This window comes from Exiguobacterium aurantiacum DSM 6208, from assembly GCF_000702585.1.
GTDB classification, from domain to species: domain Bacteria; phylum Bacillota; class Bacilli; order Exiguobacteriales; family Exiguobacteriaceae; genus Exiguobacterium; species Exiguobacterium aurantiacum.
This window is the reverse complement of the sequence record NZ_JNIQ01000001.1, coordinates 517,501-538,769: the sequence shown is the minus strand read 5'-3', so window position 1 is coordinate 538,769 and position 21,269 is coordinate 517,501. Positions and strand designations below refer to the sequence as shown.

22 protein-coding genes and 2 rRNA genes (1 of these 24 running past the window's edge) are annotated in these 21,269 nt (G+C 50.6%); 1 reads left to right on the top strand and 23 read right to left on the bottom strand.

All coding sequences use genetic code 11. The features are described 5' to 3' along the window. Nucleotides 1–45: 45 nt before the first annotated feature. The 12 genes from pth to metG form a co-directional block, all read right to left on the bottom strand. Nucleotides 46–603, bottom strand: coding sequence for an aminoacyl-tRNA hydrolase (gene pth, locus P398_RS0102965; RefSeq protein ID WP_024372354.1), 558 nt, complete (start codon nucleotides 601–603; stop codon nucleotides 46–48). Between the two features lie 55 nt (nucleotides 604–658). Next, complete coding sequence (locus tag P398_RS0102960) at nucleotides 659–1,615, bottom strand: ribose-phosphate diphosphokinase (protein WP_029334021.1); 957 nt, start codon at nucleotides 1,613–1,615, stop codon at nucleotides 659–661. A 45-nt stretch (nucleotides 1,616–1,660) separates the two neighbouring features. Further along, complete coding sequence (glmU, locus tag P398_RS0102955) at nucleotides 1,661–3,016, bottom strand: bifunctional UDP-N-acetylglucosamine diphosphorylase/glucosamine-1-phosphate N-acetyltransferase GlmU (protein ID WP_029334020.1); 1,356 nt, start codon at nucleotides 3,014–3,016, stop codon at nucleotides 1,661–1,663. 183 nt (nucleotides 3,017–3,199) lie between these two features. Then, a complete protein-coding gene (gene spoVG / locus P398_RS0102950) occupies nucleotides 3,200–3,502 on the bottom strand; it encodes a septation regulator SpoVG (RefSeq protein WP_029334019.1) in 303 nt (100 codons plus the stop codon). 136 nt (nucleotides 3,503–3,638) lie between these two features. Beyond that, on the bottom strand, nucleotides 3,639–4,463 hold the full coding sequence (purR, locus tag P398_RS0102945) for a pur operon repressor (protein ID WP_024372350.1): 825 nt from the start codon (nucleotides 4,461–4,463) through the stop codon (nucleotides 3,639–3,641). 73 nt (nucleotides 4,464–4,536) lie between these two features. Beyond that, nucleotides 4,537–5,400, bottom strand: coding sequence for a 4-(cytidine 5'-diphospho)-2-C-methyl-D-erythritol kinase (gene ispE, locus P398_RS0102940; RefSeq protein WP_034798836.1), 864 nt, complete (start codon nucleotides 5,398–5,400; stop codon nucleotides 4,537–4,539). A gap of 100 nt (nucleotides 5,401–5,500) precedes the next feature. After that, nucleotides 5,501–5,737 carry a Veg family protein gene (locus tag P398_RS0102935; RefSeq protein ID WP_021065751.1) on the bottom strand — a complete coding sequence of 79 codons (237 nt, stop codon included), beginning with the start codon at nucleotides 5,735–5,737 and terminating at the stop codon, nucleotides 5,501–5,503. 83 nt (nucleotides 5,738–5,820) lie between these two features. Next, entirely contained in the window at nucleotides 5,821–6,699 is an 879-nt protein-coding gene (gene rsmA, locus P398_RS0102930) for a 16S rRNA (adenine(1518)-N(6)/adenine(1519)-N(6))-dimethyltransferase RsmA (RefSeq protein WP_024372348.1), read from the bottom strand. Further along, entirely contained in the window at nucleotides 6,696–7,256 is a 561-nt protein-coding gene (gene rnmV, locus P398_RS0102925; RefSeq protein ID WP_024372347.1) for a ribonuclease M5, read from the bottom strand. The genes rsmA and rnmV overlap by 4 nt, the downstream gene beginning before the upstream one ends. Continuing rightward, nucleotides 7,249–8,538 carry a 3D domain-containing protein gene (locus P398_RS0102920; protein WP_029334017.1) on the bottom strand — a complete coding sequence of 430 codons (1,290 nt, stop codon included), beginning with the start codon at nucleotides 8,536–8,538 and terminating at the stop codon, nucleotides 7,249–7,251. Before P398_RS0102920 ends, rnmV begins: the two co-directional genes overlap by 8 nt. Beyond that, nucleotides 8,538–9,305: a TatD family hydrolase gene (locus tag P398_RS0102915; RefSeq protein ID WP_029334016.1), complete on the bottom strand. Its 768-nt coding sequence runs from the start codon at nucleotides 9,303–9,305 to the stop codon at nucleotides 8,538–8,540. The genes P398_RS0102920 and P398_RS0102915 overlap by 1 nt, the downstream gene beginning before the upstream one ends. 54 nt (nucleotides 9,306–9,359) lie before the next feature. After that, the gene (metG, locus tag P398_RS0102910; RefSeq protein WP_029334015.1) at nucleotides 9,360–11,315 is read right to left on the bottom strand and encodes a methionine--tRNA ligase; all 1,956 of its coding nucleotides are present in this window, start codon (nucleotides 11,313–11,315) and stop codon (nucleotides 9,360–9,362) included. 327 nt (nucleotides 11,316–11,642) lie between these two features. Between metG and P398_RS0102905 the strand changes: the two genes are divergently transcribed. Next, on the top strand, nucleotides 11,643–11,936 hold the full coding sequence (locus P398_RS0102905) for an AbrB/MazE/SpoVT family DNA-binding domain-containing protein (protein ID WP_024372343.1): 294 nt from the start codon (nucleotides 11,643–11,645) through the stop codon (nucleotides 11,934–11,936). A gap of 16 nt (nucleotides 11,937–11,952) precedes the next feature. Here P398_RS0102905 and rsmI read toward each other — a convergent pair whose 3' ends face one another. From rsmI to P398_RS0102850, 11 genes are all read right to left on the bottom strand, one after another. Further along, the gene (gene rsmI, locus P398_RS0102900; protein WP_024372342.1) at nucleotides 11,953–12,822 is read right to left on the bottom strand and encodes a 16S rRNA (cytidine(1402)-2'-O)-methyltransferase; all 870 of its coding nucleotides are present in this window, start codon (nucleotides 12,820–12,822) and stop codon (nucleotides 11,953–11,955) included. After that, nucleotides 12,794–13,072 (bottom strand): GIY-YIG nuclease family protein, encoded by a 279-nt coding sequence (locus P398_RS0102895; RefSeq protein WP_024372341.1) that lies wholly within the window; start codon nucleotides 13,070–13,072, stop codon nucleotides 12,794–12,796. Before P398_RS0102895 ends, rsmI begins: the two co-directional genes overlap by 29 nt. Continuing rightward, nucleotides 13,065–13,799, bottom strand: coding sequence for a tRNA1(Val) (adenine(37)-N6)-methyltransferase (locus P398_RS0102890; protein WP_024372340.1), 735 nt, complete (start codon nucleotides 13,797–13,799; stop codon nucleotides 13,065–13,067). The genes P398_RS0102895 and P398_RS0102890 overlap by 8 nt, the downstream gene beginning before the upstream one ends. Before the next feature lie 66 nt (nucleotides 13,800–13,865). After that, entirely contained in the window at nucleotides 13,866–14,201 is a 336-nt protein-coding gene (gene yabA, locus P398_RS0102885) for a DNA replication initiation control protein YabA (RefSeq protein WP_024372339.1), read from the bottom strand. 23 nt (nucleotides 14,202–14,224) lie between these two features. Continuing rightward, nucleotides 14,225–15,055: a PSP1 domain-containing protein gene (locus P398_RS0102880; RefSeq protein ID WP_024372338.1), complete on the bottom strand. Its 831-nt coding sequence runs from the start codon at nucleotides 15,053–15,055 to the stop codon at nucleotides 14,225–14,227. 6 nt (nucleotides 15,056–15,061) lie between these two features. Further along, a complete protein-coding gene (locus P398_RS0102875) occupies nucleotides 15,062–16,054 on the bottom strand; it encodes a DNA polymerase (protein ID WP_051638855.1) in 993 nt (330 codons plus the stop codon). A gap of 14 nt (nucleotides 16,055–16,068) precedes the next feature. Beyond that, the gene (locus P398_RS0102870; protein WP_024372336.1) at nucleotides 16,069–16,398 is read right to left on the bottom strand and encodes a cyclic-di-AMP receptor; all 330 of its coding nucleotides are present in this window, start codon (nucleotides 16,396–16,398) and stop codon (nucleotides 16,069–16,071) included. Next, nucleotides 16,398–17,036 (bottom strand): dTMP kinase, encoded by a 639-nt coding sequence (gene tmk / locus P398_RS0102865; RefSeq protein ID WP_024372335.1) that lies wholly within the window; start codon nucleotides 17,034–17,036, stop codon nucleotides 16,398–16,400. The genes P398_RS0102870 and tmk overlap by 1 nt, the downstream gene beginning before the upstream one ends. Nucleotides 17,037–17,038: 2 nt before the next feature. Beyond that, nucleotides 17,039–18,460, bottom strand: coding sequence for an aminotransferase class I/II-fold pyridoxal phosphate-dependent enzyme (locus tag P398_RS0102860; RefSeq protein ID WP_235263299.1), 1,422 nt, complete (start codon nucleotides 18,458–18,460; stop codon nucleotides 17,039–17,041). Between the two features lie 79 nt (nucleotides 18,461–18,539). After that, nucleotides 18,540–18,655, bottom strand: a 5S ribosomal RNA gene (rrf, locus tag P398_RS0102855). Between the two features lie 56 nt (nucleotides 18,656–18,711). After that, nucleotides 18,712–21,269: ribosomal RNA gene (locus tag P398_RS0102850) — 23S ribosomal RNA — on the bottom strand; it runs 356 nt beyond the window's last position.

The following is a 21,269-nucleotide window of genomic DNA, read 5'->3' as shown; positions in this document are numbered from 1 at the left end:
TTGTTTTCCTCCACCTCATACGACAAAAAAGGGTACAACGACCCTTTAGTTATATCGATTCATGAGCGCGATCCATTCTGTGTCCACAAAATCCGTTGCGGCTGACACAGATTGGTCGAGCGTGTCGTTTAATTCAGACATGTCTTCTTTCCGATAATTCATGAGCACCCAGTCGACGACTTTTACCGGATGGGGCGGGCGACCAATCCCGAGTTTCAAACGTTTAAAGTCTTGCGTACCTAAATGTTGAATCAACGATTTGATCCCGTTATGCCCACCGGCGCTCCCTTTCGGACGGAAGCGTAGCTTTCCAGGGACCATGTCGAGATCGTCATAGATGACGAGCAAGTCGTCGATATCGATTTTATAGTAGTCCATGATCGGCCGGACCGCCTCACCTGACAAATTCATGTACGTGAGCGGTTTGACGAGGACGACACGTTCTCCATTGATTCTTCCCGTTCCTATCACTGCCTTAAACTTGGCTTCATCTAATTTGATCCCGTGCTTCTCGGCTAGGCGGTCAATCGCCAAAAAGCCAACGTTGTGACGGGTCATCTCATATTTTTTGCCTGGATTCCCTAGGCCGACGATACATTTCATCCGCTTCCTCCTGAACAAAAAAGCCCAAAGGCGGACGCCTTCGGGCCTCGTTTTTTTAATCGAATAACGTGCTCACCGATTTGTGCTCGTGGACACGCATGATCGCTTCCCCAAGCAAACGGGCGACCGACATTTGCTTGATCTTGTTCGAACACTCGCGACCAGCCAAATCGATCGTATTCAATACGATGAGTTCTTTGATCGATGAGTTGTCGATTCGTTCCATCGCTGGACCAGACAAGACAGGGTGCGTACACGATGCGTACACTTCTTTCGCACCCGCCGCGACGATAGCGTCAGCTGCGAGCGTGATCGTGCCAGCCGTGTCGATAATGTCATCGATGAGGATCGCCGTCTTGCCTTCGACGCTGCCAACGATGTTCATGACCTCAGCCACGTTCGCCTCCGGACGGCGCTTGTCGATAATCGCAATCGGCGCTTTCAAACGTTCAGCGAGCTTCCGTGCGCGTGTGACGCCACCGTGGTCCGGTGACACGACGACGATATCTTTCGCTTTGAATTCCTCCGTCTCGAAATACGTCGAGATGAGCGGGACTCCTAGTAATTGGTCTACTGGGATATTGAAGAAACCTTGAATTTGTGCGGCATGCAAGTCCATTGTAATGACGCGCGTGGCGCCAGCTACTGTAAGGAGGTCAGCCACGAGTTTCGCCGTGATCGGTTCACGCGAACGAGCCTTACGGTCTTGGCGTGCGTAGCCGTAATACGGCATGACGATGTTAATCGTCCGAACCGACGCGCGTTTCAACGCATCAATCATGACGAGTAACTCCATGAGCGTCTCGTTGACTGGTGAACTCGTCGATTGGATGACGTACACATCATCGCCTCGAACGCTTTCCTCGATGTTAATGTAAAGTTCTCCGTCGCTAAACCGCTTCACTTGGCAATCGCTAAGCGGGATGCCGATTTCCTTGGCAATCTCTTCAGCGAGCGGGCGGTTTGAATTTAAGCTAAATAGGCGAATTTCACGTTCATATACAGTAGACATGTTTAGGATTCTCCTCCATCGTGTTCAATAGTAATTGGCAGCAAGTTATCGTTTCGTGTAACCTTCTTTATTCGTTTGACGCTCACGTGCGATCGCGAGCGATTCTTCCGGGACATCGTCCGTGATCGTTGAGCCGGCGGCCACAATTGAGCCTTTTCCGACCGTGACCGGCGCGATCAAGTTGACGTTACAACCGACGAACGCATCCGCTTCGACGACCGTCTCAAACTTGTTCGTTCCGTCATAGTTGACCGTGATCGACCCACAACCTAAGTTGACGCGCTCACCGATTGAAGCGTCTCCGATGTAGCTGAGGTGCGAAGCTTTTGCCCCGTCCCCGAATGTTGATTTTTTAATTTCCACGAAATTCCCGACGCGTGTGTTCGCGCCGAGCACTGCTTGTTGACGAAGGTGGGCGAACGGCCCGACCTGTGACCCGTTTCCGACACGGCTGTCGCTCAATACCGATTGACGTACCGTCGCGCCGTCTTCAATCACACTGTCACGAATATCTGAATTTGGACCGATGACACATTCTGAACCGATGACAGTTTTTCCAAGGATGACCGTCCCCGGATAAATGATTGTATCCGAGCCGATGACCGCATCTGGTGAAATATACGTCGATGCCGGGTTCATGAACGTCACACCTGCACGCATGAGGCGCTCATTCGTGCGCTTGCGCATAATCGTCTCAGCCTGCGCGAGAGCGACGCGGTCGTTGACGCCGATCGTCTCGTCAAACGTCGGTGCCGTGTGGGCCGCTACGACTTCTCCTGCTTGTTTCGCGATCGAAATGACGTCTGGTAAGTAGTATTCGCCTTGCGCGTTGTCGTTGCCGACTTGACGGAGCGCTTCAAACAACAACTCATTGTCGAACACATACGTTCCGGTATTGATCTCACGAATCGCAAGCTCCGCTTCTGACGCGTCTTTATGCTCAACGACTTTCGTCACGTTACCATCTTCACCACGAATGACACGTCCATACCCTGTCGCGTCGTCGGCAATCGCCGTGAGGACAGTCACTTTCGCACCTTGCGCTTCATGGTGTGCGAGTAACGCTTCCAATGTTTCCGCTGTCAAAAGTGGCGTATCCCCACAGACGACAAGTGTTGCTCCTTGTTTCCCGGCAAGCTCTGACTCCGCCATCTGTACGGCATGGCCTGTCCCGAGCTGCTCTTCTTGGACCGCATAGTCCACACGAGAACCGAGCGTGTCTTGTACCGCTTCAGCCCCATGGCCGACGATGACGATTTGACGACTGACCCCGATGTTATCGAGTTGGTCGACGACGTGCTCGACCATCGGTTTTCCGAGAACCGGATGAAGTACTTTATAGAGCTTCGACTTCATACGCGTCCCTTTACCTGCTGCCAAAATGACTGCAAAACGATCCATGCTTGATTCGCTCCTATCTCAATCGACTGTAATTTCATACTATAGTTCGGGTTTTCTGCATATAAATCCTATTTACACCGTTTCTACTATATCGAAACGGCGAGCCCGTTTCAACCGTTGTAGCGATTCGTAACCAATCGCACGCAAAAAAGCAGCGGAACGAGATTGCGTTCCGCTGTCCGATTATGCTTCATGGATTCCGTCATACACTTCTAATGTCTCATGCGAGGCGACATCGGTATGCGTATAAGCTTCTAATACCGCCGCTTCGACTTTTTGACGCATCTCTCCGTTGATCGGGTGAGCGATATCCCGGAAAATGCCTTCAGGTGTTCGTTTACTCGGCATCGCCACGAAAAGTCCGGTGCTTCCTTCGATGATTCGAAGGTCGTGCACGACGAACTCGTGATCGAGTGTGATGGAAGCGAGCGCCTTCATCCTACCTTCTGTTGCCACTTTGCGAATTTTTACGTCTGTGATCTGCATGTTTCGCATCCCCTTTTCATCGTTGTCTATACTAAGGTGTCCTTTATTCAAGGTTGAGGTGCCGTCTACCGAACGCAACTGATTCCGTATGACTCATATACCCTTTCATCATAAAACGAAATCAATTTTTTGCCAATCACTTTAAGAACTGTTCGACGTTTCCGCGTGAAATCGTGACAAGACCTTCGTCTGAATCGACGTTCGTCAACTTCATCAAGCTGACATACTCACTCACCATTTTCTTCTCAGCGCCTTCTGCCTCCATGAGCACACCGACACCGGCGAGATTCGCTTCGAACTCGTTCAATAAACTCATCATCCCGCGAATCGTCCCGCCGGCCTTCATGAAATCATCGATCAACAACACGTTGGCACCGCGTGGCAAGCTACGGCGAGCGAGCGCCATCGTACGGATCGCTTTCGACGACCCTGACACATAGTTGATGCTGACGGTTGAGCCTTCGGTGACACGGCTGTCAGACCGGACGATGACGAACGGGACACCGAGCTGTTCGGCGACCGCATAGGCGAGCGGAATCCCTTTCGTCGCGATCGTCATGACGACGTCGACTTTCCGATCGGCGAACACCGAGGCAAACACTTGTCCCATCGGCTTGACTTGACGCGGGTTGCCGAGGACATCAGTCAAATATAAATAACCGCCTGGAAGCAGACGTTCTGGTTTCGACAATTGCTCGCACAACCCATCGATCATCGAGAGCGATTTCTCTTGGCTCCAGCCCGGAATGAACATGACTCCACCAGCCGCTCCAGGAACGGTCACAAGTTTGCCGGTACCGTCGTGGGCCAGCATTTCACTGACGATGACCAAGTCCTCACTGATGGACGATTTGGCGGATTTATAGCGGCTCGAAAACATTGACAACGAGACGAGCTGATGTGGATGGTCGAGCAAATAACGGGTCATATCGACGAGACGACCACTTCTACGAATTTTCATACGGATTCCCCTTCACTTTTACAATAATAGACGAATGTTCTAAACAGAATATATCAGACTCATTCGTCTTTGTTCAATGTTTTTTACCGAGAATCCGAACGACGAACACTTCTGGGCAAAAACCTTTCAACCCATTGTAGACGCGATGGGCTTTCTGCTCGTGTTCGATTAAAGCAAAGACGGTTGGCCCACTTCCGCTCATGAGCACACCATCCGCCCCGCAATGGAGCATCGTCTCTTTAATTTGACGGACTTCCGGATGCAGTTCGAGCGTGACCGCCTCGAGCGCGTTGCCAAGGTTGTCACAAATCGCGTGAAAGTCGCGCTCGTGGATCGCTTTCACCATCGCGCCCGTATTCGGATGAACGATTTTTTCCATGTTCACCGCCCGGTACACGTCGGCCGTCGAGACGCCGATCTTCGGTTTCGCCAGTACGACGTAGCACGGCGGAGGTGACGGGATCGTCTCCAACAACTCACCGCGACCGCGTGCGATCGCCGTCCCACCCATGACACAAAACGAGACGTCTGAACCGACTTCGGCACCGAGTTCCGCCAATTCTTCAAGTGATAACCCGAGTTCGAATAGTTCGTTCATTCCGCGGAGCGTGGCCGCCGCGTCGCTTGAACCCCCGGCCAGTCCGGCTGCGACCGGAATGTGTTTATCGAGGACGATCTCTACCCCTTCTGTGATACCAAACCGTTTCCGCAACAAATCGGCCGCCCGATACGCCAAGTTTCGATGATCGCTCGGCACGTAAGCGTGCTCCGATTGAATCCGAATCTCATCTGTATCGAGGACCGTCAGTTCTAATCGGTCCGACAAGTCCACCGTCGTCATGACCATTTCCACATCATGATAGCCGTCCGTCCGCTTCCCTAGGACGTCGAGCGTCAAATTAATTTTTGCCGGCGCTTTCACACTGATCGTGCGCATATCGTTCACCCTTCCCATGTATCTCCTGTTCGCCATTGTACCGTAAACGAGCGCACAAAAAAAGAAGCAGCTGCCAATGCATCCGCCCCTCATTTATCGATCAATTACTGAATTCAATTTTAACTGTATCCGTTAGGACATCAGCGTAGCTATATGAGACACGTTCCACGTTATGATGATCTTCATCCAACTTGACGACGAACACCGCAGGATACGTCTCAACGAGCGTTCCAAACCGAGTAACGACTTTCTTACGACCGCCGTTTGCTTTCAACGTCAATCGTTCTCCAACATGCGATTCGAGTTTCTGTCTGATTTCTTGTAACGTCTTTGGCATACGCTTCACCTCACTGTTACAAGTATAACACATTGGAAAAAGAAAATAAAGAATAAATATTATATCGACTCACCTCTCGGTCGTCAACTATTTTTAAGTGGTAAAATTGTGTCAGCCAAGCGTGCAAACTCCTTAAGTGACAACGTTTCGCCTCGACGTTTCGGATCGATTCCCGCTTCATGTAACAAGCGTTCGAGCTCGACTTTTTTGTCTTTCCCAAGATGGTTCGTCAAATTGTTTAAAATCGTCTTCCGGCGTTGTGCAAAGCTGGCGCGAGCGATTTCGAAGAAAAACGCCTCATCTTTCACATCGACGGCCGGCTTCGGACGCATCTTTAACGTGATGACCGCCGAATCGACGTTCGGGGCAGGCATGAACACATTTTTCGGGACGATGAAGCTGACGTTCGCTTCCGCATAATATTGAATGGCGATCGACAAGGAACCATACGCCTTCGTACCTGGCTTGGCACCGATTCGTTCCGCCACTTCCTTTTGAATCATCATGACGAGCGAACGGAATTTAATGCGGCTCTCGAGCAAACGCATGATGATTGGCGTCGTCACATAATAAGGTAAGTTCGCGACGACCGAGATGTCTTCGATGCCCTCGCTAAAGAACTCACGTTCCACGATCTCTTGAATGTCGAGCTCGAGCGCATCACCGTGGACGACATGGACGTGCGGGTAAGGCGCCATCGTATCTTCAAGGATCGGCAGCAAGCGTTGATCGATCTCGAGGGCGACGACTTTCTTCGCCCGTTTGGCAGACTGTTCGGTCAATGAACCGATGCCTGGCCCAATCTCGAGCACGCCGCTCGCTTCTCCGAGCTCGGCCGCGTCGACGATTTTATTCAAAATATTCAAGTCGATCAAAAAGTTTTGACCGAGTGACTTTTTGAACGAGAAGCCGTGTCGTTCTAAAATGGCTTTCGTCCGATGAATAGTTGCAATGTCTTTCAATGATTTTCCTCCTCTAACTGGATGAGAGCCTGCTCCCATTCCTCGGTCGTGACGCGCATCGCCTCGACCCGTTTTACGAACTGCTTCGCATTCGGTTCACCGATTCGAAGTAACACACCTAGCCGTTTCCGGCGTCGGGCCGCGTCCGCTCCGCCGATCAAGTCGGCTTCAAGCACCATTTTGCGAGTCACGAGCGGGACGTCTGTTTCGATGCGATCTTCGTATACCGCACTGAGTACTCGACGTATCGTCGCAGGCGACGCATGCTCGACGCCGATCTTCCCACGTCTGTCTTTCGCTTCAGCTCGTGGCAAGTAAGCGTGCTTACACCCTTTCACATGTTCCTCGACGATGGCCCGGATGCGGTCGCCCGGATAATCTGGATCGGTCAAGATAATGACGCCTCGCGTCTCTTGCGCTCGTTTGATCCGTTCGATCGTCTGTTTGGACACAGCCGACCCGTTCGTTTCAATCGTGTCGACGTCATACACTTCTTGCAGGCGGGTCGTATCATCCCGTCCTTCGACGACGATCACTTCTTGTATTTTTTCACGCATCATCAGTTCCTTCTTTCTCTTCTTGCTTCGGGATGACCCAAATCGTGAGCGGTTTGCGACCGAACGTGACCGCCTCTTCCTTCGTGTCCATCATGATGTCAATTTTATTTCCTTTGATGGCACTTCCGGTATCAAGGGCGATGGCCATGCCGAATCCTTCTACATAAACACGAGTTCCGAGCGGAATGATGGACGGGTCGACGGCAATGATTCGCAATCCCTCATATAGGATCGTCTCGGTCACGTCGTACCCGCTCCGCGTCAACACGCGACCATCGTACGTGATCGTATCTTCCGGGTTGTTCGTATAGGCGGTCGCTTCGACGAGAAGCTGCTTCGCCGAAGAAAAATCAAGCACGTCTTCGGCTCGCGGCGTCTCCTCAATCTTAATTTTAGCTTCCTCCCGAAACGGACTATCCGTCTGCGGCGCTTCAGCCGTTTGGTCCTCCAGCGGTTCTGGCACCGGCTTTGTCCCAACTTTTATAATCTGCGGGCGGACCGTTTGAAGCGTTTCGATCCCTGTCTCGGTCCGATTTGTAATTGTACCATTTTCAACAGTCAGTGCATACCGCGTCCGTTCGAGTCCAGGGACGCCGACTTGTGCCACCACGGTTTGGCCGACTTCAAGTGTCTCATCCTCTTCTTTGACGATGTCAAATGGGATGAGCCGATTCTCATATTGGACGACATCCCGGCTCGTATTGACCGTGATCGTCATGCCTTCCCGTACAGTTTGGACTAGCGCGGGACTTATCGTGTCCCGTTCCGACACGTCTACTCCCGCTTCGCGTAATACTTGTTCCACGGTCGTCGCCATCGTGTACACCGTCTTCGCCTTGTCTTCGACAATAACGTTAACGGCGACGACCGGCTGATAACGAATCGTCATCCCCGAGGTGATCGGGGTGCGGACGTCCGGGTAAACGTCGTCCCCTTCTCGGACTGCGACGCCGTAACGTAACAACACGTCACGCACGGTGCGTTCACGTGTCTCGATCGTCTCGATTTGACCGTAGCCGATTTGAAGCGACACTGTATTGGCCCGTTCGATATGGATGATGCGCTCCGACGGAAGCTCTGCACTCAAGGCCGGGGTCACATAATCAGCCTCGTCAATCTCAATACCGGTCTCTTCAAGCACTTCAAGCACGGACTTGGCTCGCGTCTCATGCTCGATGCGCAGCCCATCATCAATGATCGTGATTGGCTCCGGTTGGGTCATCACATAGGCGAGTACGGCGACGACGAGAACCCCGATGCTTAACGTAATCCGCTTCAACATCACGGTAGACGGAACAAACGCTTGGCGTTAGCCGTCGTCGCTTCAGCCAATTCTTCGAACGGCATGTCACGGAGTAGCGCGATCTCTTCGGCGACATATGTCACGTACGCCGGTTCGTTCCGTTTGCCGCGGAAAGGCGTCGGTGTCAAGTACGGACAATCGGTCTCAACGAGAAGTCGTTCGAGCGGAACACGCTTCGCCACTTCTTTCGGTACTTTGGCATTTTTGAACGTGACCGGCCCGCCGAGCGAGATATAAAAGTTCAGACGCAGGCACCGTTCAAGCAGCTCGACCGACATGCTGTAGCTATGGAACACGCCACCGACAACTTCCGCGTGCTCTTCTTCCAATATGTCGAGAACGTCAGCCGTCGCTTCCCGGTTATGAATAACGATCGGCATGTTCGTCCGCTTCGCGATGGCGATTTGTTCACGGAACAGGCGTTGCTGTACGTCTTTCGGCGACTTGTCCCAATGGTAATCAAGACCGATTTCTCCGAGCGCCATCACTTTCGGATGCCCCATGAGCGTTTCGATTCGTGTTAAGTCATCCGGTGTGCAATCGATCGCATCGACCGGGTGCCAGCCGACAATCGCATAAATGTCATCATACGTTTCAGCGAGTTCGAGGGCTCGTGTGATCGTCTCATCATCGAAACCAACGACAAGCAACGGCGACACGCCCGCCTCTCGCGCCCGCTCGATCGTCGCTTCGACATCCTCTTTAAACTGTTCAGCATTAATATGAGTGTGCGTATCAATTAGCATGGTGCGTCCTCCTTGTTTAAACGAAGAGAGGGAGACCGAAGTCTCCCCCAAAAATTATTTGACGATAGCCCCGTTCGGCATATTCTCAGATACGGTTGCAAGTTCTAACTTACCATCTTTATCGGCTGCCAAAATCATTCCTTGAGACAACTCGCCGCGAAGTTTGACTGGCTTCAAGTTGGCGACGACGATGACTTTTTTGCCGACCAACTCTTCCGGTGCATACCATTCGGCGATGCCCGATACGATTTGGCGCGTCTCGCTACCGAGATCGACTTGAAGTTTTAACAGTTTTTTCGCTTTTTTAATTTTATCGGCTTCGACGATTTGCCCGACCCGGAATTCGACTTGGTCAAAGACGTCGATTGTGATTTCAGGACGGACGTCTTCGTCCGGAGTTTCTTCTGCCGCTTCTTCTTCCACACGCGCTTTCGACGCTTGACGCATCATCTCTTGAATCGCGTCGACTTCCTCTTTCACATCCCGACGCGGGAAGATCGGCGTCCCGTCCGTGACGACCGCTCCGTCGAAGGCCGCGAACGTATCGAGCGCTTCCCACGACATGTCTTGTCCTTCAAGGCCGAGTTGACGGAACATCTCTTTCGGAGCCCGCGTCATGAACGGTTGAATCATGACGGCGACGTGGCGAAGAACACCTGCAAGGTGAGTCATGACCGACGCGAGCTCGTCTCGTTTCGCTTCATCTTTCGCGAGCACCCACGGCTGCGTCTCGTCGATGTACTTGTTCGCTCGGCTGACGAGCTGCCAGATGTTTGTGAGCGCGACTGAAAACTCCATGTGCTCCATCGCCGCTTCTGTTTTCAATGTCGTTTCTTCGACGACGCGAAGCAAATCGGCGTCGACTGCCGTCACGTTGCCCGCGTAGGCGGGGACGTTGCCGTCGAAGTATTTCTTGATCATGGCGACCGTACGGTTAAGCAAGTTGCCAAGGTCGTTCGCGAGGTCGAAGTTCAACCGGTCGACGAACGCTTCCGGTGTGAACGTGCCGTCTGCTCCAAATGGCACTTCACGTAGCAAGTAGTAGCGGACCGAGTCGAGCCCGTAGCGATCGATGAGCGGGATCGGATCGACGACGTTCCCTTTTGATTTCGACATTTTGCCGTCTTTCATAAGGAGCCAACCGTGCGCAAACACTTGTTTTGGCAACGGAAGGTCGAGTGCCATGAGCAAGGCTGGCCAAATGATCGTATGGAATCGTACAATCTCTTTTCCGACCAAATGAACGTCAGCCGGCCAGTAACGATTGAACAGTTCGTCGTTCTCCGCTCCGTAGCCGAGTGATGAAATGTAGTTCGTGAGCGCATCGACCCACACGTAGACGACGTGTTTCGGATTTGACGGGACTTGGACGCCCCAATCGAACGTCGTCCGCGACACAGCCAAATCTTGAAGTCCCGGCTTCAAGAAGTTGTTGATCATCTCTGTTTTCCGTGACTCCGGCAAGATGAATTCTGGATGCGACTCGAAATATTCGATGAGGCGGTCCGCATACTTGCTGAGGCGGAAGAAGTAGCATTCTTCCCGTACGAGCTCGACCGGGTGGCCGCTGTCAGGGCTCTTTCCGTCGACAAGTTGCGACTCGGTATAATATGTTTCATCCGGTACCGAATACCAACCTTCATATTCTCCGAGGTAAATGTCCCCGTTTTTAAGAAGCGTCTCGAAAACGTGCTCGACGACAGCTTTATGGCGATCTTCGGTCGTCCGAATATAATCATCGTATGAGATTTCAAGACGATCCCATAGCACTTTGATGTCTTTGACGACTTCATCAACGAACGCTTGCGGTGTGACACCCGCTTCTTTCGCTTTTTCTTGAATTTTTTGACCGTGCTCATCCGTCCCCGTCAAGTAACGGACATCAAACCCTTTTAAGCGTTTGTAGCGGGCAATCGCATCGCCGGCCACTGTTGTATATGCGTGACCGATGTGTAGTTTCGCACTCGGATAGTAAATCGGAGTGGTGATATAAAAAGTAGGCTTCGCCATAATTGTTCTCCATCCTTTCGACATTTGCAATTTCCATTATACACGGTTCGACAAAAGAATTTCCAAACCAATTGTTTGGAATTAATTTGTGTGGCCTTCAAAAAAATGTTCCAAAAAAATCCTTTCTTTGTTTGAGGCTCTATCATTCGGGGAAAATTAGGTGTATATCGTTCCTTTATCGTCTTTTTTCGAAAATGGACATTTCCAATAGTAAGCAGTTGACTGCAATTGGAAAGTTTAGTATGCTTTTTGCTGTAGCAACATTGTCGAATTTTGACGATTCATGTCACCAAGAGATTTCGACATCATTGGAGGAGGAAACACAAAATGAAATCAACAGGTATTGTACGGAAAGTAGACGAGCTCGGTCGGGTCGTTATTCCAATTGAATTACGCCGGACACTCGGAATTGCTGAAAAAGACGCGCTCGAAATTTACGTCGACAACGAGCAAATCGTTTTGAAAAAATATAAACCGAACATGACTTGCCAAGTCACTGGCGAAGTTTCAGACGATAACTTCAAGTTGGCGGACGGCAAATTGATTCTCTCACCAGAAGGCGCACAACGCGTACTCGTCGAGTTGAAAAACATGCTCGAGAACTACTACAGCGAAGAGTAAGCAAGGAATTCCTTGCTTACTCTTTTTTGTCGACCTCATGATAGGCATCATATACTTCATGGCGTGGTAACCCGCGCTCTTTCGCCACTTGTTTAATGGCGGCGTTCGGCTTGAGCCCGTCTTCGATATACCGGTCCACGTGCTCAAGCGGTGATAGCGTGTCCCACCAGTCGTTCGTCGGGGCGGTCTCAGTCGAACCGCTCACGAGAACAACAAACTCGCCGCGCACTTCTCCTTCGCACCAGGCCAGCGCCTCTTCGACCGTGCCGCGTAAAAACTCCTCGTACGTCTTCGTCAACTCGCGACCAAGCACGACGGCTCGATCACCGAATACCGCTTTGACGCCGGTGAGCATCTCTTTTAAACGATGCGGCGCCTCGTAAAATACGAGCGTACCCGGCTCATATTGCAGAGACATCAACACGTCCGCCCGTTCTTTCTTTTTGCGGGGTAAAAACCCGTAGTAAAGGAAGCGTTCCGTCGCAAGACCTGACGCGACTAATGCCGTAAGCGCCGCATTGGCCCCTGGCAAGACGACGACCGGAATGTCTGCTTCGATGGCGAGACGGACGAGATCACTGCCAGGATCAGAAATACCGGGCATGCCGGCATCTGAAACGACAGCGACCGATTTGCCAAGTTGGATGTCTTCGATCAATCGCGGACCGCTCACTTGCTTGTTGTGTTCATGGTAACTGACGAGTTTTGTATCGATGTCAAAGTGACGGCATAATTTCATCGTCTGACGCGTGTCTTCGGCTGCGATCAAATCGACTTCGCGCAACGTACGGACAGCTCGATACGTCATATCCTCTAGATTGCCAATGGGAGTCGGCACGACGTATAGTGTCGGTCCATCAATCTGATAACTTTTTTGTGAGTTCATTACTCGTCCCCTCCATCAGCTTTTGTTTTTGCGTACGGGTCAACTGTTTGATCGACCACTCGTATTGCATCGCTTCTCGCTTCGTATCAAACGACTTCACATACCGAAGCATGACCGGGAGACGGGCTCTCGTATACTTTGCGCCTTTCCCGGCATTGTGCACCTGGAGCCGCTTATCGACGTCGGTCGTATAGCCTGTGTAGTACGTTTCGTCGTTGCACTCGACAATATAGGCGTAATATTTACGCATCGAGGATGTCTCGCATCGCCTTCGTGTACGTATCATCTTCTTCATAAACGATGAACGGAGGTAAAATTGTGAGTCCTGCTTTTCCATCTTTCGACCCCTCTATCAATAATGTGTTGGCGTCTCGTCCCGCCTTTGGATAGACAAGCTGCATCCGTTTCGGCTCAATCCGGTACGCTCGCATTAGCGTCAATATATCAAGCAATCGTTCAGGACGGTGAACGAACGCCACTTTCCCGCCAGGCTTTACTAATTGACTGGCCGATCGGATACAATCCTCGAGCGTGCACAACACCTCATGACGGGCAATCGTATGATGCTCTTTTTGATTACGAAGTGACGTTTCATTCGCTAAGAAATAGGGCGGGTTACATGTCACGACGTCATAACGGGCATGTCCAAGGACCGTTGCCGCTTCTTTGACGTCTCCTTCCACAACGCGTAACCGTTCCCCCAGCTTATTGACCGCGATGCTCCGATTTGCCATGTCGACAAGTTTCGGCTGAATCTCAACACCGGTGACGCTCCCTTTCGTCCGATACGATAAAAATAAAGGGATTGCTCCCGTTCCGGCACACAAATCGACCAAGTTCCCTTTTTGAATCGGCACCCACACGAACTCGGCGAGTAAGACCGCATCTAGCGAGAATGAAAAGACGTCATCGCTTTGAATGATTTTTCCGGGGCGTCCGAGCAAATCGTCAAGGCGCTCCCCTTGTTTTACTGTCACGCTTCGTTCCCTCCTACAATAACGACAAAGGCGACGGACGGACTTTCCGTCTATCGCCCCAATGTATTAATGTTTGTTCAACATGGACATGCAAAAAAGACAATCTCCGTCTTTTCTAACTTGCCCGTAGTGTAAATTACAGATGTGGAAGCCTTCTTGATATAGCGCCGCCAAGTTGTTTTGACCTTTGCCTGATAGCGCAATTTGAGCGTCCCCATCAATCGTTTCCACTTCCGCCAGTTGTTCTACCTTCTCACGCAAGTGATGGTTTTCGAGATACATATGCTGATTTTCTTCGAGCAAGTAGGCCAATTGTTCTTTTAACACGCCTAGATGTTCAGTTAACAACTGCATTTGTTGCTCGATTGCATCGACCCGCATCATAACTTCCTTTTTATCCATTCTTTCCACTGCTCAGCACCCCATCACTGTTTCGACGGTTTTCGTTTGATCGCACCGACCTCAACGAGTTCGTCAATCGTATACGTCACTACTCGGGTCCGGTCACTCAATTCAACTTGCACCATTTGATCTAAGATGTTGAGACCGATGACACGTCCGTCACCTTCCGGAATTTTAATTCGTTTCCCGACGTCCGGTAAGTCACGCTTCAACTCTTCGTACGTATCGTTTTCATATTTCAAGCAACACATTAAACGACCACAGACGCCCGAAATTTTGTTTGGGTTCAAAGAAAGGTTTTGGTCTTTCGCCATCTTGATGGATACCGGTTCAAATTCTCCTAAGAATGATGAACAGCACAGCACCCGACCACACGGCCCAATCCCGCTTAACAGTTTCGCTTCATCCCGTACCCCGATTTGACGTAGTTCAATTCGTGTTCGGAACACGCTCGCCAAATCTTTTACAAGCTCTCGGAAGTCAACACGTCCTTCTGCTGTGAAATAAAAGATGACTTTATTACGATCAAATGTATATTCAACATCGACAAGTTTCATCTCAAGTCGATGCTCACGAATTTTTTCCTCACAGACGGCGTGAGCGTCAAAAGCTGCCAATCGATTCTCTTGAACGATTTCAGCATCTTTATGATCAGCGACACGAAGAATCGTTTTTAATGGCAAAACGACTTCATCCTCTCCAAGCTGTTTTCCAACTTGGACGATTTCTCCGTATTCAATACCACGCACCGTTTCAACGATGACATGGTCCCCACGTTCAAGCGTTGCTTCGCCTGGTGAAAAGTAATAGATTTTTCCCGCTTCTTTAAAACGGACTCCAACTACTTCAAGCACGCTCTCTTATCCTTTCTGTAAATCGAACGTTAACCGTTCGAACGTTAGTTGAGGATTGACGTTTGCCTCGAGTCGTCGAATTGCCTCGTGCACGTGTTCAATGGCATGAACGATTTTGTGTACCGATCGATCATTCACAAAAGCCTGATACAAAGCCTGTTCTCTTGTGAACAATTGCGGTACATATTCCGTTCGTACTTTGAAACGCAGTGACTCTTCTAACCAACTTTCAAATAGTTCGAGACCGACCCGCAATTCATTGCGCCCTTTGAAATGGCCAAGCCATTTCTCTTGGGCAAACAAGAGCAATTCTTGCGGACGTTTTGTCAATACTTCAACTAATTGTACCACTAGCCCATACGCCTGCACAAACCAGTCATTATGAAGCACTTCACGGGCGTCCTCCCATTTAGGATATACCGTGAGAGCAAGCCGGGCCAGATCACTCGTACATGAAACGTCTTCCGCTAACGTTTCTGCGAGTTCATTGCGATCGATTGGTCGAAACACAAGATGCTGTGCCCGCGAACGAATCGTGGGCAATAAAAGTTGTGGTTGGGTCGTCACTAAGATGGCGAGCTTTCCGACACCCGGTTCCTCAAAGAATTTAAGGAGGCTGTTCGCTGCTTGTGTCGTCATTTTATGAGCTTGATGGATGACATATACTTGGCGGTCCCCTTCAGCCCCGCGCAATGACAAGTCACTTAGCAGTTGTTGAATTTGTTCTTTTTTGATACTGGCTCCATCCGGCTCCATCTCAATATAGTCGACAATGTTTCCCGAATCCATTCGTCGACAGTTTCTGCACACGCCACAAGGTTCAACGCCTTCTGGCGACTCACAAAATAGTGATTTGGCAAATAACTGAGCCGTCTCAATTAAATACGGTTCGTAATCTCCTGAGAAAATGTAGGCATGTCCGACTTTCTCAGACAGAATCGAATTTTCGATGACTTTTGCCACTACAGTCTGAGACTGAGCTAATTGTTGAAAGCGCATCTGACTCACTCCCATTAAAACTGATGAAACCCTTCAATCGGCAAGACAAATACCGTCGCCCCACCCACTTGCACCTCAACCGGATAAGGAATATAAGAGTCGGCGTGTCCGCCCATCGGTGAAATCGGGGTGATCATTTGATCTCGGCTCGAACAGTTCGACTTAATGAGAGATAGCAAATCATCAAGGCGTTCTTTTGGAACCCCAATCATGAAAGTCGTGTTTCCCTCTTTTAGAAACCCTCCCGTTGTCGCAAGCTTTGTTGCTCGAAAGTCTTCCTCAATTAATGCATCCGATAAACGTGCACTATCTTTATCATGTACGATTGCAATAACCATCTTCATCATGCATTCACTCCTCTTTCTCTTAATCGCTCTAACGTAATATCAAATACCTCATCCTGAATACACTCGATTGTCTCATTCGCATTAATTCGAACCATCCGGTCCGGATGCTCGGCAAGCAAACTTTGGAATCCGTCGTATACACGTTGATGAAACGCTTCGTCCCGACTTTCGATCCGGTCCAATTGACCTCGGTCTTTCATTCGACTGCTTGCTTGGCTCGGCGATAAGTCAAAGAGAAACGTCAAATCCGGTTTCAACCCGCCTGTCGCCCACTCATTCAGTGCTAAGATTTGCTCTAAATCATAGCCTAACCCAAATCCTTGATAAGCAATTGAGGCGTCCACAAAGCGATCACAGACTACAACAGCGCCGCGCGACAAAGCCGGACGAATGATTTGTTCTACGTTTTGAGCTCGAGATGCCGCATACAACATCATTTCAACACGAGCCGTCATCTCATCATGTTCGGGTGACAATAGCACTTCACGGATGCTGTTTCCAACTTTTGTTCCCCCTGGCTCACGTGTTGTGACAACCTCGTACCCTTTATCGGTCAAGGCCTGGACTAACAACTTTAGTTGAGTCGTCTTTCCAGAACCATCTGGTCCTTCAACCGTAATGAACATACCTTTCACACTTAAAACTCCTCTACGATAACATCAATTTGTTTCATCATAACATGTCTGCTCGCTTGAAGCTTCCGACCGAGTGAAATCCATTCGATTAACACCCGAACTTTCTCATCCGTAATCACTTCGCCTTTTAGAATCCACGGGATTCCCGGCGGATACGGAATTACTGTCTCGGCAGCAATGTTACCAACTGCCTGTTCAAACGACAGTCTAGTTGTCTTCATTTCATCGGATAGCGTGTGCAACTGTGATACACGTTCCGTCACGGGAAAGGGATAGATTGTTTCATCATCTTCAATAAGCGGTACGTGTTGCGAAGCGTTTTTAATCAATTTAACCCAATGCTCGATCTCTTCCATTTTTACTTCCCGTAATGGAAGGCAGAGTAACACATGATCTTCCGCCGCAAGTTCGATATCAATCCCTATAGAAGAGAGATGCCGACTGAAGGCAATTCCGTTTTTAGGATAGGTCAGTATCGTCACTTTAGTGAAATCATCACCGACTTTGACAGAGAAACCGGCTCGTCTCAGTTCCATGACAAATGCAAAATGACTTGTTTGAATATGAGACCAGTCGCGTTCTGTCAAACTTTCCAAATACATTCTCGCATGGTCTAAAGAGCCCATGATCAAGTAAGAAGGACTAGAAGTTTGAAACGAGGATAACGCGTGAAATAAACGTTTTTCATCAATATTCTCTTTATAATGAAGCCACGCCCCCATTGTAAACGCAGGAAGGGTTTTATGTGCGGACTGGGCCACCATACTTGCTCCTTCAAAAATAGCAGATCGTTTTGGAAGGTCAGAATAAATAAGGTGAGCACCGTGCGCTTCATCGACAAGTAATGGAATAGAAAATGTGTTAAGAAACTGACTGATGGCTCGAACGTCCGCCATATCTCCATAATAAGTGGGAGAAGTGAGCAAGAGAGCCTTTCCATCCGGGTAGCGGGAAACCGCTTCTTGGACAGTCGCGAGGCTGACGACTGTCGGAAGCCCACTCCCGCGCTCTATTTCAGGCGTGAGTAGCACAGCCTCTAATCCTAACCACTCAATCGCATTCCAAACAGATTTATGGGAGTTACGCTGAACGTATACACGCTCACCGCGCTTCACGGTCGTTGCTAGCATGCTCCAGTTCCCGGCAGTCGATCCGTTGACTAACCATTTGCTCTTACTTTCATATAAGGCTCCTAGCGCGTCCTCGGCCTGATGGATAATTCCTTCGGCTTGATGCAAATCGTCCAGATGCTCTAACTCGGTTAAATCATAAGGCATTATTTTAGCAAACGGGGTAGGGAGGCTTGAATGCCTGACTGTTCCATTATGGTGACCCGGCACATGAAACGACACTCGACCTTCACGTACGTGTTGTTCTAACACCTCCATGAAAGTGAAAGGGTTTTTTTTAGGTTGACGTGTCATATAAAAAATACTCCTTCCTTTAAACGATTGATATACAAAAAAGAGACGACCAAGCATCTGCTTGATCGTCTCTGCGTTGGCCTGGCAACGTCCTATCCTCACAGGGGGAGACCCCCAACTACTTTCGGCGCTGAAGCGCTTAACTTCCGTGTTCGGCATGGGAACGGGTGTGGCCGCTTCGCTATCGCCACCAGACATATTCAGGGCTTGTTCCCTGAAAACTGAAGTTCATCAATTGTCAAACCATAGACTAGATCAAAGCCTCGACCGATTAGTATCATTCAGCTCCACGTGTCACCACGCTTCCACCCATGACCTATCTACCTCATCGTCTCTGAGGGGTCTTTCTTGATTGCTCAAAGGGAAATCTCATCTCGGAGGGGGCTTCATGCTTAGATGCTTTCAGCACTTATCCCGTCCGCACGTAGCTACCCAGCGATGCTCCTGGCGGAACAACTGGTACACCAGCGGTGCGTCCATCCCGGTCCTCTCGTACTAAGGACAGCTCTCCTCAAATTTCCTGCGCCCACGACGGATAGGGACCGAACTGTCTCACGACGTTCTGAACCCAGCTCGCGTACCGCTTTAATGGGCGAACAGCCCAACCCTTGGGACCTACTCCAGCCCCAGGATGCGATGAGCCGACATCGAGGTGCCAAACCTCCCCGTCGATGTGGACTCTTGGGGGAGATCAGCCTGTTATCCCCAGGGTAGCTTTTATCCGTTGAGCGATGGCCCTTCCATGCGGAACCACCGGATCACTAAGCCCGACTTTCGTCCCTGCTCGACTTGTAGGTCTCGCAGTCAAGCTCCCTTCTGCCTTTGCACTCTTCGAATGATTTCCAACCATTCTGAGGGAACCTTTGGGCGCCTCCGTTACTGTTTAGGAGGCGACCGCCCCAGTCAAACTACCCACCTGACACGGTCCTCCAGCCGGATCACGGCTGCGAGTTAGAGACTCTATACGCAAAGGGTGGTATCCCAAGGGTGTCTCCACCGAAGCTGGCGCTCCGGCTTCACAAACTCCCACCTATCCTGTACATCGCGTACAAAGCCTCAATATCAGGCTGTAGTAAAGCTCCATGGGGTCTTTCCGTCCTGTCGCGGGTAACCTGCATCTTCACAGGTACTATGATTTCACCGGGTCTCTCGTTGAGACAGTGCCCAAATCGTTACGCCTTTCGTGCGGGTCGGAACTTACCCGACAAGGAATTTCGCTACCTTAGGACCGTTATAGTTACGGCCGCCGTTTACTGGGGCTTCGGTTCAGTGCTTCTCTTGCGATGACACATCCCCTTAACCTTCCAGCACCGGGCAGGCGTCAGCCCCTATACTTCATCTTGCGATTTAGCAGAGACCTGTGTTTTTGCTAAACAGTCGTTTGGGCCTATTCACTGCGGCTTATGTTGCCATAAGCGTCCCTTCTCCCGAAGTTACGGGACCATTTTGCCGAGTTCCTTAACGAGAGTTATCCCGCGCGTCTTAGAATTCTCATCTCGCCTACCTGTGTCGGTTTACGGTACTGGCGCCGACCTCCTTACTAGAGGCTTTTCTTGGCAGCGTGAAATCCGGTACTTCGCCCTACGGGCTCCACGTCACAGCTCAACCTTGTGTGCCGGGCGGATTTGCCAACCCGACGGCCTCGCTGCTTGTCCGTGCACTTCCAGTCGCACGGTTACCTTATCCTTCTGCGTCCCCCCATCGTTCAAACGGTGGTACGGCGGTACAGGAATATCAACCTGTTGTCCATCGCCTACGCCTTTCGGCCTCGGCTTAGGTCCAGACTAACCCTGAGCGGACGAGCCTTCCTCAGGAAACCTTGGGCTTTCGACGGAGGGGATTCTCACCCCTCTTTTCGCTACTCACACCGGCATTCTCACTTCCAAGCGCTCCACGGCTCCTCACGATACCGCTTCACTGCTGCTTGGAACGCTCTCCTACCATCCCTTACGGGATCCATAGCTTCGGTGGTATGTTTAGCCCCGTTACATTTTCGGCGCGGCGTCACTCGACTAGTGAGCTATTACGCACTCTTTGAATGGTGGCTGCTTCTAAGCCAACATCCTAGTTGTCTGTGCAACGCCACATCCTTTTCCACTTAACATACACTTGGGGACCTTAGCTGATGGTCTGGGCTGTTTCCCTCTCGACTACGGATCTTATCACTCGCAGTCTGACTCCCGAGTACAAGTCACTGGCATTCGGAGTTTGACTGAATTCGGTAACCCTGTGGGGGCCCCTAGTCCAATCAGTGCTCTACCTCCAGAACTCTTCACCTCGAGGCTAGCCCTAAAGCTATTTCGGAGAGAACCAGCTATCTCCAGGTTCGATTGGCATTTCACCGCTACCCACACCTCATCCCCGCACTTTTCAACGTGCGTGGGTTCGGACCTCCAGTCAGTGTTACCTGACCTTCATCCTGGACATGGGTAGATCACCTGGTTTCGGGTCTACGACGACGGACTGATGCGCCCTATTCAGACTCGCTTTCGCTGCGGCTCCGCCTTTTCGGCTTAACCTCGCCCGCCATCGTAACTCGCCGGTTCATTCTACAAAAGGCACGCCATCACCCGTTAACGGGCTCTGACTACTTGTAGGCATACGGTTTCAGGATCTGTTTCACTCCCCTTCCGGGGTGCTTTTCACCTTTCCCTCACGGTACTGGTTCACTATCGGTCACTAGGAAGTATTTAGCCTTGGGAGATGGTCCTCCCGGATTCCGACGGGGTTTCACGTGTCCCGCCGTACTCAGGATCCACTCTGGAGGGGATAAGATTTCGGCTACAGGGCCGTCACCTTCTCTGGCCGA